General features: G+C 49.5%; 12 protein-coding genes. 3 read left to right on the top strand and 9 right to left on the bottom strand.

Features of this window, described 5'->3' with window-relative positions; genetic code table 11:
* Window positions 1-41: 41 nt before the first annotated feature.
* The 9 genes from CAGA_RS01660 to CAGA_RS01620 all read right to left on the bottom strand — a co-directional run bounded on the left by CAGA_RS01660 (window position 42) and on the right by CAGA_RS01620 (window position 11,925).
* Window positions 42-2,021, bottom strand: a complete 1,980-nt coding sequence (locus tag CAGA_RS01660) for a DNA gyrase/topoisomerase IV subunit B (RefSeq protein WP_135657030.1) — start codon at window positions 2,019-2,021, stop codon at window positions 42-44.
* 42 nt (window positions 2,022-2,063) lie between these two features.
* On the bottom strand, window positions 2,064-2,354 hold the full coding sequence (locus CAGA_RS01655; protein ID WP_135657028.1) for a hypothetical protein: 291 nt from the start codon (window positions 2,352-2,354) through the stop codon (window positions 2,064-2,066).
* Between the two features lie 99 nt (window positions 2,355-2,453).
* Window positions 2,454-4,352 (bottom strand): ATP-dependent zinc metalloprotease FtsH, encoded by a 1,899-nt coding sequence (gene ftsH / locus CAGA_RS01650; protein WP_135657026.1) that lies wholly within the window; start codon window positions 4,350-4,352, stop codon window positions 2,454-2,456.
* 30 nt (window positions 4,353-4,382) lie between these two features.
* Window positions 4,383-4,934 carry a hypoxanthine phosphoribosyltransferase gene (gene hpt, locus CAGA_RS01645; RefSeq protein ID WP_135657024.1) on the bottom strand — a complete coding sequence of 184 codons (552 nt, stop codon included), beginning with the start codon at window positions 4,932-4,934 and terminating at the stop codon, window positions 4,383-4,385.
* 12 nt (window positions 4,935-4,946) lie between these two features.
* Window positions 4,947-6,317: a tRNA lysidine(34) synthetase TilS gene (gene tilS / locus CAGA_RS01640; RefSeq protein ID WP_135657022.1), complete on the bottom strand. Its 1,371-nt coding sequence runs from the start codon at window positions 6,315-6,317 to the stop codon at window positions 4,947-4,949.
* The gene (gene dnaB, locus CAGA_RS01635) at window positions 6,310-7,674 is read right to left on the bottom strand and encodes a replicative DNA helicase (RefSeq protein WP_135657020.1); all 1,365 of its coding nucleotides are present in this window, start codon (window positions 7,672-7,674) and stop codon (window positions 6,310-6,312) included. Before dnaB ends, tilS begins: the two co-directional genes overlap by 8 nt.
* Before the next feature lie 30 nt (window positions 7,675-7,704).
* Window positions 7,705-8,154 (bottom strand): 50S ribosomal protein L9, encoded by a 450-nt coding sequence (gene rplI / locus CAGA_RS01630; RefSeq protein WP_135657018.1) that lies wholly within the window; start codon window positions 8,152-8,154, stop codon window positions 7,705-7,707.
* A gap of 19 nt (window positions 8,155-8,173) precedes the next feature.
* Entirely contained in the window at window positions 8,174-10,129 is a 1,956-nt protein-coding gene (locus CAGA_RS01625; RefSeq protein WP_135657016.1) for a DHH family phosphoesterase, read from the bottom strand.
* A 20-nt stretch (window positions 10,130-10,149) separates the two neighbouring features.
* Window positions 10,150-11,925, bottom strand: coding sequence for a ribonuclease J (locus CAGA_RS01620; protein ID WP_167875136.1), 1,776 nt, complete (start codon window positions 11,923-11,925; stop codon window positions 10,150-10,152).
* A 678-nt stretch (window positions 11,926-12,603) separates the two neighbouring features.
* Between CAGA_RS01620 and rnhA the strand changes: the two genes are divergently transcribed.
* The 3 genes from rnhA (at window position 12,604) to nifU (ending at window position 14,785) form a co-directional block, all read left to right on the top strand.
* The gene (gene rnhA, locus CAGA_RS01615) at window positions 12,604-13,041 is read left to right on the top strand and encodes a ribonuclease HI (protein WP_135657012.1); all 438 of its coding nucleotides are present in this window, start codon (window positions 12,604-12,606) and stop codon (window positions 13,039-13,041) included.
* 92 nt (window positions 13,042-13,133) lie between these two features.
* Window positions 13,134-14,324 (top strand): cysteine desulfurase NifS, encoded by a 1,191-nt coding sequence (nifS, locus tag CAGA_RS01610; protein ID WP_135657011.1) that lies wholly within the window; start codon window positions 13,134-13,136, stop codon window positions 14,322-14,324.
* A gap of 29 nt (window positions 14,325-14,353) precedes the next feature.
* Complete coding sequence (gene nifU / locus CAGA_RS01605) at window positions 14,354-14,785, top strand: Fe-S cluster assembly scaffold protein NifU (protein WP_135657009.1); 432 nt, start codon at window positions 14,354-14,356, stop codon at window positions 14,783-14,785.
* Window positions 14,786-14,799: the final 14 nt, after the last annotated feature.

Below are 14,799 nucleotides of genomic sequence, written 5' to 3'. Positions count from 1 at the left end.
CTAAATACACCCACATTCATTACTATTTTTCCGTATTCAATTTAGCTGACATCCGCTGTGTCAATATAACAGTATCCGTTTTCCGCAATAAAATCCTTCCGACCGCTCAAGTTATCACCCAAAAGCAAATCAAACATGTCGCTTGTCCGCTTCGCATCGGTAGGCATAACCTTAATCAAGCGGCGCGTGGCGGGATTCATCGTGGTTAAATTCATCATGTCCGGCTCATTTTCGCCAAGTCCCTTGGAACGCTGAACCGTAAACTTCTTCGTTCCCAGCTTCTTTAGAACTTCTTCCTTTTCCTTCTCCGTATAAGCAAAGTAGGTTTCGTCCTTCGTAGTAATTTCAAACAGAGGGGATTCGGCAATGAACACCTTCCCCTGTTCAATCAGCGCGGGCGTAAGGCGGTAAAGCATCGTTAAAAGCAGCGTCCGAATCTGAAAGCCGTCCACATCGGCATCCGTGCACAGGATAATTTTATTCCAGCGTAACAGGGACATATCAAAAGAGGAAAGGTCCTTGTTCGCCTTGGATTTCACCTGTACGCCGCAACCCAGTACCTTAATCAAATCCGTTATGATGTCATTCTTGAAAATTTTATTGTAATCCGCCTTCAGGCAATTCAAAATTTTGCCGCGTATTGGCATAATCGCTTGAAAATTCGGGTCACGCGCCTGTTTGCACGCGCCGAGAGCGGAATCGCCCTCCACAATGAAAATTTCCCGCTCGTTTACGTCGCGGGAACGGCAGTCCACGAATTTCGCAACGCGGTTGGTAAAATCCATATTGGTGGTAAGCTTTTTCTTTATGTTCAGGCGCGTTTTCTCCGCATCCTCGCGGCTTCTCTTATTGATGAGCACCTGCATCGCAATCTTTTCCGCGTCCGCCGGATTTTCAATGAAATAGACTTCAAGCTGATGGCGAAGCATTTCCGTCATTGCTTCCTGGATTCCCTTGTTCGTAATCGCTTTCTTTGTCTGGTTTTCATACGAGGTGCGATTGGAGAATGAGGAAATAACAAGGATCAGACAGTCTTCTACGTCGGGAAACGTAATTTTACTCTCGTTTTTATTGTACTTTCCCATTTGCCTCAAATAGGAATCGATCTGATAAACAAAGGCATTGCGTACCGCTTTATCCGGCGCGCCGCCGTGCTCCAGCCAACTGGAATTGTGATAATATTCAAGCATTTTATTCCGGTTGGAAAAAGCCAGCGCAACATTGATTTTCGTCCTATATTCCGGCTTGTCCGCACGGTCGCGAACCTTCTTCTCCGTTTGCCAGAACTGCACCGGCGTCAGGCTGTCTTCCCCGGCAACTTCCTTCACATGGTCGACAATTCCATTCTGGTAAAGGAACTCGGTTTCCTCAAATTTATCGCCCACCTGGTTTCGAAATAAAAAACTGATACCATCGTTTACAATCGCCTGCCGTTTCAGAACATCCAGGTAATATTCAACCGGGACGTTGATGTCGGTAAAAACCTGAATATCCGGTTTCCAGCGAATAATGGAACCGGTATCCTTTTTATGATACGGTTCCTTATGCAGTCCCCCTATGTTTTCGCCGTGCTCAAAATGGAGGGTGTAACGGAAACCGTCGCGCCGCACCTCCACATCCATGTATTCGGAGGCATATTGCGTTGAACAAAGCCCTAGACCGTTTAAGCCGAGAGAATACTCATAGCTCTCATCGGAATCATTATTGTATTTTCCGCCGGCGTAAAGCTCACAAAACGCCAGCTCCCAGTTATACCGTTGCTCCTTTGGATTGAAATCGACCGGACATCCCCGACCATGATCCTCCACCTGAACCGAATTGTCGCTGAAACGAGTTATCACAATCTGCTTGCCATAACCCTCGCGCGCCTCGTCTATGGAGTTGGACAGTATTTCAAAGATGGAATGTTCACAGCCCTCTATTCCGTCCGATCCAAAGATAACCGCCGGGCGGCGTCGCACACGGTCGGCGCCTTTCAGGGATGAAATGCTTTCATTTCCATATTCCGCTTTTTTCTTCATTTACTATTCGCTCCTAAATTGCATAATCGAAATTCCACTCCGTCAAACACCGAAGCATACTTTGGTGAAAAGCGGCTTCGACACATCGTCCGTCCGCTGCGCGGAACACGGACAACCGCCCAGAAACGGCAATGTGGCTTTTGCAGTTTCCGGCGCAAGAATCTTAACACCGTCAAATATCGCATTTGCTTCTGGATTGCGCCGCCAATCGGGACGGCGCGCCGGCAAAAGGGTTTCATCGCAAAAACTTAAAAGCTTAAGCCGCGGCTGATCCGTCCGGCAGCACCCGGGATAATCGAAAACATCCTGCCATCCGGCAGAATTGCCAAGCATCGTACTGCCACAACGAACAGAACGCCAAATAGAAACCGGGTATATGCTTATAATAAATCACATCAAAAAGGGGAAATGCAGTAACATTCCCCCTGATCACTATTCTTCTGAAGGATTCGCCGGCTGTGCGTCCTTGGACAGTTCAGCTTGAATTTCGGGCTTGTGCTCCTCCATTAAAGCCCGAAACTGTTCGCCGCTCATCTTTTCGTGCTGGTAAAGGTACTGGGCTACCTCATGCAGCTTATCCATATGCTCTTTGAGAATACTTTCCGTACGGTTGTAAGCGGTTATCATTAATTTTCGGATTTCCTGATCAATCGCAGAAGCGGTTGTTTCGGAATAATTCCGTATGTGGCCCATATCGCGGCCAAGGAACGGTTCTCCGTCATCCTGCCCATAGGTGATCGGGCCAAGTGCTTCCGTCATGCCGTACTTGGTAACCATGCCCCGAGCCAGCTTTGTCGCACGTTCAATATCATTGGAAGCTCCGGTCGAAATATCGTCCAGCGTAAGGGCTTCTGCGACACGCCCTCCAAGCAGGCTGATGAGTTCTTCCTGCATTTCCCTCCTCGTCTTGTAAGAACGATCCTCCGTAGGAAGATGCATGGTATATCCGCCCGCCATACCGCGCGGAATAATCGAAATCTGGTGAACCGGATCCTGTGTCGGACAGAAATAAGCGGCAACCGCATGCCCGCCTTCATGATAGGCGGTAAGCCTTTTTTCCTTTTCGGTCATGACGTGGCTCTTCTTTTCCGTACCGACGACAACCTTAATAGTCGCTTCTTCAATTTCCGCCATCGTAATGGCTTTCAGGCTCCTTCTGGCGGCCAGAAGCGCCGCCTCGTTCAAAAGGTTTTCCAAATCCGCACCGTTAAAGCCAGCAGTAGATTTCGCAATGGTTTTCAGCTCGACATCCGGCGCAATCGGCTTGCCGCGGGCATGCACCTTTAAAATCTCCTCGCGACCCTTAATATCCGGATAACCGACCATAACCTGACGGTCAAAACGTCCCGGACGCATTAAAGCAGGGTCAAGGATGTCCGGGCGGTTGGTTGCGGCAATCATAATAACGCCTTCGTTCGCTCCAAAGCCGTCCATTTCCACGAGCAGCTGGTTCAATGTCTGCTCGCGTTCATCGTGCCCGCCGCCGAGCCCGGCGCCGCGCTGACGGCCGACCGCGTCAATTTCATCAATAAAGATAATGCAGGGAGAATTTTTTTTCGCCTGTTCGAACAGATCGCGCACACGGGATGCGCCGACGCCGACAAACATTTCGACAAAGTCGGAGCCGGAAATCGAGAAGAACGGCACGCCGGCTTCCCCCGCAACAGCTCTGGCCAGCAACGTTTTTCCGGTGCCCGGAGGGCCTACGAGCAGCACGCCCTTGGGGATACGCGCGCCAAGCTCGTTATACTTCTTCGGGTTTTTCAAAAACTCGACAATTTCGCGCAACTCCTCCTTTTCCTCGTCCGCACCGGCTACGTCCGCAAAGGTGGTTTTACGCTTTTCATCGGCCATCTGCTTGATTTTCGCCTTGCCGAAATTCATCTGCTTACCAGCGTCGCCCATGCTGGAGTTCAGGCGCTTCATCATAAACCACCAGAACAAAACCATGACGCCCAGCGTGACAAGCATCGGAAGCATGCTGGCAAGCCAGGATGTCTCCGCCGGATGCTTCAGATTATAAATCATGGGGCTGTCCGGATGGTCTTTATCGTATTGCTCAAGGTATGGCTTAATATCCCTGTAAAGCAGTTCCGCATTCGGAGCCACATAGGAAATCTGCGTCTTATCCTTAAGCTTGATGATCATTTCGCCGCTACCCATATCCATGGAAAATTCCGTAACCTGCTGGTTTTTAAAATCGTGCAGGATATCGGAGTAATTAAAAGTCTTCTGGGGGCGGCTGCCATAAATCATCGCGATCAGGATAAACAGCAATATGGGAACTCCGATAAACAGAGCTATATTTTTGAGCGTTTTTTTATTATCCAAATGAAGTTCACTCCTTACTTGGGCTGCTTCTTAATTTTCCATCTCTTTCTGGTAAACCTCTGGCTTGAGAATACCGACAAAGGGAAGATTTCTATATTTTTCCGCATAATCCAGGCCGTAACCAACGATAAATTCATCTGGAACGACCGTTCCTACGTAATCCGCTTTAATATCTGCCGTACGTCTATCCGGCTTATCGAACAGCGTACAAACCTTGATGCTTCTTGGGGAACGGGATTGCAGCAGCTCGAGTATGTAGTGTAAAGTCAAACCGCTGTCCAGTATATCCTCAACGACCAAAAGGTCATAACCTTCCAGATTAATATCCAAATCCTTAATAATTTTTACCACCCCAGAGGTTTTCGTACCGGAACCATAGCTTGAAACAGACATGAAGTCAATGCTGCAAGGGATAGTGATTGCGCGCATCAAATCGGCCATAAAGACTACCGAGCCTTTCAGCACGCTGACCATCAGGAGATTTTTGTCCTTGTAATCCTCACTAATGCGCTTGCCGATCGACTGTACGATTTCAGCGAGCTTTTCTTCGCTGAATAGAACCGATTGAATGTCATTTCTCATGTTTAGTACTCCTTAAATAATTTTAATTTCTGCTACATTTTGCGTATTTTCATCCACACAGGCATCCTGCGAGGCACCAAAATTCTCAATCCAAATAATTTTTCCGCCGCTTTCAAGCATCGCCAAGTTTCCGCGAAGGATTGGCGCAATTTTTGCTTCATTGAAAAGCTTTTTTAGGCTTTTTGTAACCCCGCGTCCGTATGGGCGGAAAATATCGCCGCAGCGTCTGTTTCGAACCGAGGTAGTACAGTTTATTGTATCATAGTTGATGAAATTATTAAATAACAAATTATTAATTTTACGGCGTTTTTCGAATTCCGGCCGCGAAAGCCGACTTACCGTAAACCTTCTTCCGTCCGGCAAAACGGTTTCCGGCAAATTAAGCGGCACGCACCACGGATGATCCGCCGATTTTTGATCGGATTTGGCAATAAAGAGAGTATTGCCCTGTGCAAAGCATTGTATTCCTCCGGCTACCGTAACAGATCCTGCACCGGCACGCACAATTCCTGCAACCGCTTCGATATGCCCTCCCGCCAGCCGTGCCTGACTTTCCTTCTTTATCGCAACAGAAACGGCGCGGTTCAGAATCGCATCCGGAAGGGAATTCAAAACGGACAGCCAGTAACCGTGGGGGCAAGCTGCCTCTTTTAATTTTTCCTCCGCGATGGAGCACAGGCAGTCTTCGTCTTCTTTCAAATGCGAAGTCATCGTGAAAACCGCTGTTTCAAAGGCCGGGTTAATCGCCTTCAAAACCGGAACGACCCCTAAACGGATTTTGTTCCGCGTATAATCCTCGGAAAAATTGGTGCTATCCGTCACATAATCCAAATTGTAGTAAGCGCAGTACGCTTCGACCTCTTCGCGTGTAACAGAAATAAGGGGCCGGATAATATTCCCGCGGACGGCAGGGATTCCGCAAAGGCCGCGCGCCCCCGTGCCTTTCGCCAAATTGAGAAGGACGGTTTCCGCGCTGTCGGAAAGCGTGTGCGCAGTAGCAATTTTCGTGTTTTCTCCACAAAGGCTCCGAAAAAAAGTGTACCGCACATTTCGACCGCACTCCTCTATTCCTTCGGATTTCTCCGCGGCCAAAGCACGCACGTCCACATGAAGTACCTTCAATTCCATATTGCTTTTCCGGCACCAGTCCGCAACAAAACGTTCGTCGCGGTCCGCTTCCACGCCGCGCAGCCCATGGTTAATATGTGCCGCCATAATCGGAATATGATGTTTTGCAGCATAATTTAAAAGAAAATGAGCAAGCGCGATGGAATCCGCGCCGCCGGAAAGCCCGACCACAACGGAGCATCCCTGCGGGAGCATGTTCCAATCGGCGATTGCCCCTTCGATCTTTTTCTGTATTCTTTGAATTTGATCATTCACTGCGGACTACCTCCTGTGCGGTAAAACGCATGAATTCGCCCTGCCAGTGCAGCGGAACGGTCTTGGTTTCGCCATGGCGGTTTTTGGCAATGATACATTCGCCGCTGTTCCTGTCCGCGTTCTCATTCGGTGTTTCGCTGTCCTGATAATAATCCTCACGATACAAAAACAATACGATATCCGCATCCTGTTCAATTGAACCGGAATCACGCAAATCGGACAAAACCGGACGGTGGTTAGTACGCTTTTCGCTGTCACGGGCAAGCTGGGAAAGCACCAGAACCGGTACATTCAGCTCCTTTGCCATAATTTTCATATTCCGCGTGATTTTTGAGATTTCCTGTACACGGTTGTCGACTTTTCCTGCAGAGCTCATTAATTGCAGATAGTCCACCACCACCAGGTCAACGTCTTTCAGCCGGCGAATTTTTGCCTTCATTTCCCCTACGGTAATCGACGGGTTATCGTCAAAATACATTTGGGTCTTGGAAAGGATATCACCGGCTTCTACAATACGCACCCATTCGTCCTCGCTCAGCTTGCCGGTGCGCAGCTTCGTACCGCTAACCATGGCCTCAGTGGAAAGCAGGCGGGAAGCAAGCTGTTCCTTGCTCATTTCCAACGAAAAAAAGGCGATTTTTTTATTCGCCTTGACCGCCGCGTGCCGGGCAATATTTAAAGCAAAGCTGGTTTTTCCCATACCCGGGCGGGCGCCAAGCAAAATGAGGTCCGAACGGTTCAGGCCAGTAATCGTTTCATCCAGCTCGGAAATGCCCGTCGGCACACCCTTGTATTGGTCAGCGTCGGGGGAATTCAACAGATCCAGCCGGTCAAAGGTCTGCACAATGATTTCGTCAATACGCTGCAACCCCTGCATATTTTTCCCGCGGCGGATATCAAAAATCCGCTGCTCCGCGGAATCCAGAAGGGTAGCGGCATCCACCGTCCCCTCCGACGCTTCCTCAATGATATCGCGCGAGGTGGTGATTAAGGTACGTATATCGTATTTATCCCGCACGATACGCGCATAGGATTCCACATTGGAAATAGACGGTACAATTTGTGCAAGCTGAAGCAGGTACGTCTTCCCGGCCGCTTCATCAAAACTTGCGTTTTCCTTCAGTTTCTCCAGAACGGTAACAAAGTCCACCGGCTGTCCCGCCGTGAACATCTCCAGCATCGTGCCGTAAATCAAGCTGTTATTGGTCTGATAAAAATATTCCGGACGCGGCAGAATTTCCGCTACACGGTCAAAACAGGAAGAATCCAGAAGCACAGCGCCTAAAACGGATTGTTCCGCCTCCGGGCTGAAAGGAAGATTCAAGGCACTGTATCCGCCTATTGCCGTCTCACTCATGCCTGTTCCCTCCTCTCGCTATGTTAAAACTTACTCTTTTTCACCGACAACGGCGAAGATCTTAGCTGTAATTCCGTTATACAGCTTTACTTCGCATTCATAGGTTCCAAAGGCCTTGATATCGCCGTCCATCACAATTTTACGCTTGTCAATGTCCACTCCATACTGGCGTTTCAATTCCTCTGCGATTTCTTTCGCCGTTACTGAGCCGAACAAGCGGCCGCCCTGCCCTGCTTTGGCATACAGCTTCACGCTTTTTTCGTTAATCGTGTCTGCGATCTTCTGCGCGGCTTCTTTTTCGGTTTTTATTTTATAGGCTTTGGCCGCCTCCGCGTTTTTCAACTCGTTTAACGCCTGCGCATTCGCTTCTTTCGCAAGCTTCCGCGGGAAAAGGTAATTCCGGGCGTAACCGTCGCTGACATTGATCAACTCGCCTTTTTTCCCGCTTCCTTTAATATCTTCCAGCAATACGACTTTCATTTCTATTCCCTCCACTATATTATTGAACTGCTTTTGCCATGGTGTCCTGAATCACGGAAATCAGCTTTTCACGGGCCTGCTGAACCGTCATGCCGGAAAGCTGCGCGCCCGCCATTGTAAGATGGCCCCCGCCGCCCAGCGCTTCCATAATGAGCTGAACGTTGATTTCGCCCAGCGACCGGGCGGAAACATTCACAACGTTTCCGGTCGGGAAAAGGACAAACGACGCATTTACCCCCTGAATGGATAAAAGCTCGTCCGCCGCCTGCGCCGATGTGATGCGGATATCCGGAAATTCCCGGTCGGCGGAGGCTATCGCGCACTCGTTCAAAATCTCCGCGCCGGAAACAATCTGATATTTTGCCTTATAAGTATCAATTGTGTCGGAAAACATTCGCTTTACTTCCACCGTATCTGCGCCGCGCCGGCGCAGATACGCGGCCGCTTCAAACGTGCGGACACCGGTTTTCAGAACGAAATTCTTGGTGTCCAGCATAATGCCCGACAAAAGCCCTTCGGCCTCCGTCTGACCCAGCGTATTGTCGCCGATATACTGCACAAGCTCCGCAACCATTTCCGAAGTGGAGCTTGCATAGGGCTCATGGTAAAAGACGAGCGCATTTTCAACATGCTTCACCATCATCCGGTGATGATCAATAACCACCACCCGCGGGATCGCGTTTAAAAGCTCCGCGCTTTCCACAAAATCCTGCGAATGCGTATCGACAACGATCAGCATGGTTTTTGGGTTTACAAGAGCCATGGCGTCCATCGGGGAGCGAAAGACATCCTGCCCGGTGGCGTCCATTGATGCTACAAGCGGCGACGCAAGGGTCTGGGAACGGTTTAAAACCACAAAAGCCGGCTTCTTCAGCGATTTCGTTACTGCGCTCCAAAGCCCAACGGCCGCGCCCACGCTGTCCAAATCGGAATATTTATGCCCCATGATCAAAACATTGTCGCTGTTTTTGATGTGATCGGAAAGAGTAGCGGCAATAACGCGGGTACGCACCTTGTCGCGCTTTTCAACTCCTTTGGAAAGGCCGCCAAAGAACTCATATGTATCGTCCTTTTGTTTGACGGCTACCTGATCCCCGCCGCGTCCCAGCGCCATATCAAGCGCTTTGCGCGCCCATTCCTCTGCTTCCATCAAGGAATCGGCTCCGCGCCCGACGCCAATGGAAATTGTGGCACTACGGCGCTCCCCGGCTTTAATACCGCGAATCGTATCCAGAATTTCAAAGCGTTTGCCCATCGCTTCCCGCAAATGGGCTTCATCTGCCAGAATAAGATACCGTGCGCCGCTCAGCTTTTTAAAGAAACCGTTCATATTCTGCGCCCAATTGATCAGGGCGCTTTCAACCTCCGAGGCAATGCGGGTGTCTTCGCTTCCGCTGGAATCGCGAGCAAGCTCCTCCCGATTGTCGAAGCAGGCGATCATAACGACCGGCCGCTGTTCAATATATTCGCGGTTGATTTCCTTGTAATACGTGTCATCAATAAAATACAGAATACTTCCGTATTCGGTTTTTGCGGCAAAGACCGTAAAATCCCGGTCGCCGACAGTAATATCTGTGCCGCTGTTGCCCATGATCTGATTAACGGTTTTGGGGTAAATGAATTTTAAAATATTTTCTCCCCTGCATTCATGCTTTCCTCCGACTTTAGCGGTAAAGGCGCTGTTTACCCAGATGATATCGCCCGCTTCTCCCACCACCGCCACCGGCATGGTGAAATCCATTAACGCGCGGTATTCATCCCCGGAAAGGATTTTCTGGGCGCTTTTTACTGCGGTAGCAACATGCGCCTTGAACTGTTCCGTCAAAAGGATGACCGCAACGACGGAACAGACCGCAAGCGCCATTTCAGCGTAAGACAAAATCGGATTGTAAAAATAGCTGATACAGGCCATGATGAGCATAACAGCGGTGATTACAAAGAATACCGGTGATGATACCCATACTCTTCTTTTCAAAACAATTACCCCTTTGGTGCTTAAACTTCCATTATGATCGGCAGAATCATCGGATTACGCTTTGTCCGGTCATAAAGCATGCGGGAAAGCTCGTCTTTAATTCTTGTTTTCAGCGTTCCCCAGTCATGCACATTGTTGTCTGCACAATTTTCCAGAACAGCGTTAACAAGTTCCTTCGCTTCATCCATCAGCGGCTCCGATTCACGTACATAGACAAATCCGCGCGAAACCACGTCCGGGCCGGAAATAACATGCCCGTCCTCCTGCGCAATGGTACAAACCACGACAATCAACCCGTCCTCCGCAAGGTGCTTGCGGTCCCGAAGGACAATGCTGCCCACATCTCCGACTCCAAGGCCATCCACCAGCACACGGCCGGCAGGAACAGAAGGAAGCTTTTTCATATAATCCTGATTCAGTTCCAATACGTCTCCGATATCGCCGATATACACTTCCGAGTCTGTTTTGCCCATCGCATAGGCCAGTCTGGCGTGCTTGCGCAGGTGTTTCTGCTCGCCGTGGACAGGGATAACATACTTCGGTTTCGTAATTCCCTGCATAAGTTTCAATTCTTCCTGGCAGGCATGGCCGGAAACATGCACTTCGTACATGGATTCATACACAACTTCGCAGCCGCGTTTCATCAGCTCGTCGATTACCGTTCCGACCGTTTTTTCGTTGCCCGGAATCGGTCTTGCCGAAATAATTATGAAATCGCCTGGGCCTACCTCCACCTTGCGATGGTCGGCAAACGCCATGCGCGTCAGGGCGCTCATCGGCTCACCCTGGCTACCCGTTGTAACCAAAACAACCTTTTCCTTCGGATAACGGTTAATGAGATCCAGATCGATTAAAACGCCGTCCGGGACATCCAGATAGCCCATCTCCACGCCGATACCCATCACGTTGATCATGCTGCGGCCTGAAAGCGCAACCTTCCGCCCGTATTTCACCGCGCAGTTAATAATCTGCTGCACGCGGCTGATATTGGAAGCAAATGTTGCTATAATGATTCTGCTGTTCTCCGCCCGTTTAAAAAGGCGCTCAAAGGAATCATTGACTTTGCTTTCGGTCATCGTATAGCCCGGCCGCTCCGCATTGGTGGAATCCGCAAGCAGGGCAAGAACGCCCTCCTGCCCCAACTGGGCAAAGCGGGATAGGTCAATCATTTCCCCCTGTGCGGGCGTACAGTCGATTTTAAAGTCACCGGTATGAATAACCGTACCTGCCGGAGAATGGATGGCAAGTCCGACAGAGTCTGGTATGGAATGGTTTACGTGGATAAACTCCACATTCAGGCAGCCTAGCTTCACCTGCCCGCCGGGGCGAACCACATGCATTTTTGCTTTTCCATGCAAACCATGCTCTTTCAGCTTGCCTTCCACAAGGCCAAGCGTCAGCGGCGTACCATAAACCGGTACATTAATTTTCTTCAGAAGATAAGGGATTGCACCGATATGATCCTCGTGGCCGTGAGTCAGCACAACGCCGCGTATTTTGCCCACATTGCGCTCCACAAAAGTGAAATCCGGCAGAACCAGATCAACCCCGAGCATATCGCCGTCGGGGAATGCCATGCCGCAGTCCACAATAACCATATCGTTTTCACATTCAAACAGCGTAAAGTTTTTTCCGATCTCGTTCAAGCCGCCCAAAAAATAAACCCGGATCGATGGTTTCTGCTGTTTGCCGCGTTTGCTCTGTTGGCGCTGTGTTTGCCGTTTTGCACGCGTCTGCTTCGGCTGCCCGGGCTGATCTGCCGATTTTGAAGATTTCGCCTTGCTCAACTGCGCCATTACTTGCGGGGCTTTTGACTGCTGCGCCTTTTTTTGCGACTGACGCCGCGATTTGTGCTGTTTTGCCGGGGATGCCGGTTCGTCCACAGCTGCGGCACTGCCTTCCGTTGCCTGTTCCGCAGGTTTTGGCGCTTTGTTGTCCTCTGCCGTTTCCGTTCTATGCCCCTGTGCCACGGGAAGCACCACCTTTTGATAAAGCGTTGAGTGGCCTTCTCCAATCGCGCCAACTTGCAGCTTCCCTGAATTTTCGGAATCTGCGGACTTTGTTTGATTTTTTTCTGTCACGTAATAAACCTCCATTATTAATTAGGGTACAACCAATAAAGTCCGCCGGCAAACGGTGCCGAAGCGGGCATAGGCGTATCCATATAAAATTGTCGTAAAATCGCTGCATTATCCTTTCGCACTACACGGGCAGCTGCAAAAAGACAAAAGGAAACCGCATAATTTGCGGTTCAAAGTATATTTTATGTCTAAATATAATGCTTTTAAAAAAATCCGGACACAAATATTACCACCATTGTACCTTGATTCACAACTACTGTCAAGATACCGTGCCTTCCCCGGCAAATATATTATTGCCCGAAAAGACCTACGTAAACAAAATTTGCATTGTTTGTAAAAAGCGCTCATGCTATAATAAAAGTTATAAGTTTGGAAAAATTAAGGGTGATAAAAATGAAGCACGTAGAAATATTCACCGACGGCGCATGCAGCGGGAATCCGGGTCCCGGCGGTTTCGGCGCAATCCTTCGCTATAACGGCGTTGAAAAAGAAATCAGCGGCGGCGAAACAAACACAACCAACAACCGTATGGAGCTGAGAGGTGTAATCGAAGCGCTTCGTCTTTTAAAAGAGCCCTGTGAAGTGGTGCTTTGCAGCGACTCAAAATATGTCTGTGACGCGATTACTAAGGGCTGGGCGCAAAGCTGGCGCAGAAACGGCTGGCGCAAAGCCGACAAAAAGCCCGCTCTGAACGCGGATTTGTGGGAGACCCTTTTACAGCTTCTAGAGCAGCATAATGTCACGATTCACTGGGTGAAAGGGCATGTGGGACACCCGGAAAACGAACGGTGCGACCGCCTTGCCGTTGCCGCAATTGAAAAATTTAAGTAAGTTGAAGTTTGCCTATTGAAACATATACCAAAAAGGTGTATATTATAAATCGCAGAAAATCTGTAATTTCAAGATAAGTTAAGGTGATAACATTGGGACGTTTTGTATACGCGGACAACGCCGCGACCACGCCTGTCTCAAAAGCCGTTTTAGAGGCGATGGAGCCTTTCTATACGCAATATTATGGAAACCCTTCCAGTCTTTATTCGGTTGGCCGGGCAGCCAAAAAACCGCTTGAACTCGCACGTGAGAAAGTCGCGCAATGCCTTGGCGCGAAACCCAACGAAATTTACTTTACTTCCGGCGGAAGTGAAGGGGACAACTGGGCAATCAAAGGCGTAGCCCACGAGCAGTCCAAAAAGGGCAAAAAGCATATTATCACTTCAAAATTTGAGCACCACGCTGTTTTACATTCCTGTGAAGCACTAGAAAGGGAAGGTTTTGAAGTTACTTACCTCGACGTGCATGAAAACGGCTTGGTAAGGCCAGAGGAGCTGGAAGCAGCCATCCGTGAAGATACCGCCCTCGTCACGATTATGTACGCGAATAACGAAATCGGAACGATTCAGCCTATCCCGGAAATCGGAGCGATCTGCAAAAAGCACGGCGTTATTTTCCACACCGATGCGGTTCAGGCCGTCGGTCATGTTCACATCAATGTAAAAGAGCAGAACATTGATATTCTTTCTCTTTCCGCACATAAATTCCACGGTCCCAAGGGCATTGGAGCAATCTATATCCGCAGCGGCATCCGTTGCCCGAATCTGATTGACGGCGGCGCGCAGGAACGCGGGCGCAGAGCAGGCACGGAAAACGTCGCAAGCATTGTAGGAATGAGCGTTGCGCTTGAAGAAGCCTGCAAAAATATCGACGCAAATGCGCAACGCCTCTCAAAGATGCGGGACAGGCTGATCGACGGATTACTGAAAATCGAACGCTCCCGCGTCAACGGTGATCGCGTAAAGCGCCTACCCGGTAATGTGAATATGTGCTTCGAAGGCATAGAGGGTGAGTCCCTGCTGCTCAGCCTCGACCTGCAGGGCATCTGCGTATCTTCCGGTTCCGCCTGCACCTCCGGCTCGCTTGACCCAAGCCATGTGCTGCTCGCAATTGGCCTTCCGCATGAAATCGCCCACGGGTCGCTCAGGATTACCCTCAGCGATCAAAACACCGAGGAAGACATCGATTATATTCTCGAGGTTCTCCCTCCAATTATTGAGCGCCTTCGCTCCATGTCTCCTCTTTGGGAGGAAATTGTCAAAGGGCAAAAGAAATTTGCTTAAATTTACGATAGTAAGAGAGGGAATCGATCATGGCATATAGTGAAAAAGTAATGGATCATTTCGCCAACCCGCGCAATGTTGGTGAAATTCCGGACGCAGATGGTGTCGGCGAAGTTGGAAACCCCAAATGCGGCGATATTATGCGCATGTACATCAAGGTCAACGGAGATGTTATCTCCGACGTAAAGTTTAAAACCTTCGGTTGCGGTGCCGCAATCGCTACAAGCTCCATGGCCACCGAACTGATTAAGGGCAAGAAAATTGAAGATGCTTTAAAGCTGACCAACAAGGCGGTAATGGAAGCACTAGATGGTTTGCCGCCGGTTAAAGTACATTGCTCCGTATTGGCGGAACAAGCGATTAAGGCAGCGGTTTCCGATTATTATAAGAGGAAAGGGATTGACCCCTTGCCAATTGTCGGTGAAATTCCGGGATGCGAATCCTGTGCTTGCGAGGTATAAACGAAATAATTATA

Source organism: Caproiciproducens galactitolivorans (assembly GCF_004768785.1).
GTDB classification, from domain to species: domain Bacteria; phylum Bacillota; class Clostridia; order Oscillospirales; family Acutalibacteraceae; genus Caproiciproducens; species Caproiciproducens galactitolivorans.
This window is presented reverse-complemented; position numbering and strand designations above follow the sequence as displayed.

Bases quoted from the DNA above. Each gene is read 5' to 3' on its own strand.
- hpt (WP_135657024.1), bottom strand. From the start codon at position 4,934: ATGAGAAATGACATTCAATCGGTTCTATTCAGCGAAGAAAAGCTCGCT.
- rplI (WP_135657018.1), bottom strand. From the start codon at position 8,154: ATGAAAGTCGTATTGCTGGAAGATATTAAAGGAAGCGGGAAAAAAGGC.
- nifU (WP_135657009.1), top strand. From the start codon at position 14,354: ATGGCATATAGTGAAAAAGTAATGGATCATTTCGCCAACCCGCGCAAT.
- rnhA (WP_135657012.1), top strand. From the start codon at position 12,604: ATGAAGCACGTAGAAATATTCACCGACGGCGCATGCAGCGGGAATCCG.
- CAGA_RS01660 (WP_135657030.1), bottom strand. From the start codon at position 2,021: ATGAAGAAAAAAGCGGAATATGGAAATGAAAGCATTTCATCCCTGAAA.
- dnaB (WP_135657020.1), bottom strand. From the start codon at position 7,674: ATGAGTGAGACGGCAATAGGCGGATACAGTGCCTTGAATCTTCCTTTC.
- CAGA_RS01655 (WP_135657028.1), bottom strand. From the start codon at position 2,354: ATGCTTGGCAATTCTGCCGGATGGCAGGATGTTTTCGATTATCCCGGG.
- CAGA_RS01620 (WP_167875136.1), bottom strand. From the start codon at position 11,925: ATGGCGCAGTTGAGCAAGGCGAAATCTTCAAAATCGGCAGATCAGCCC.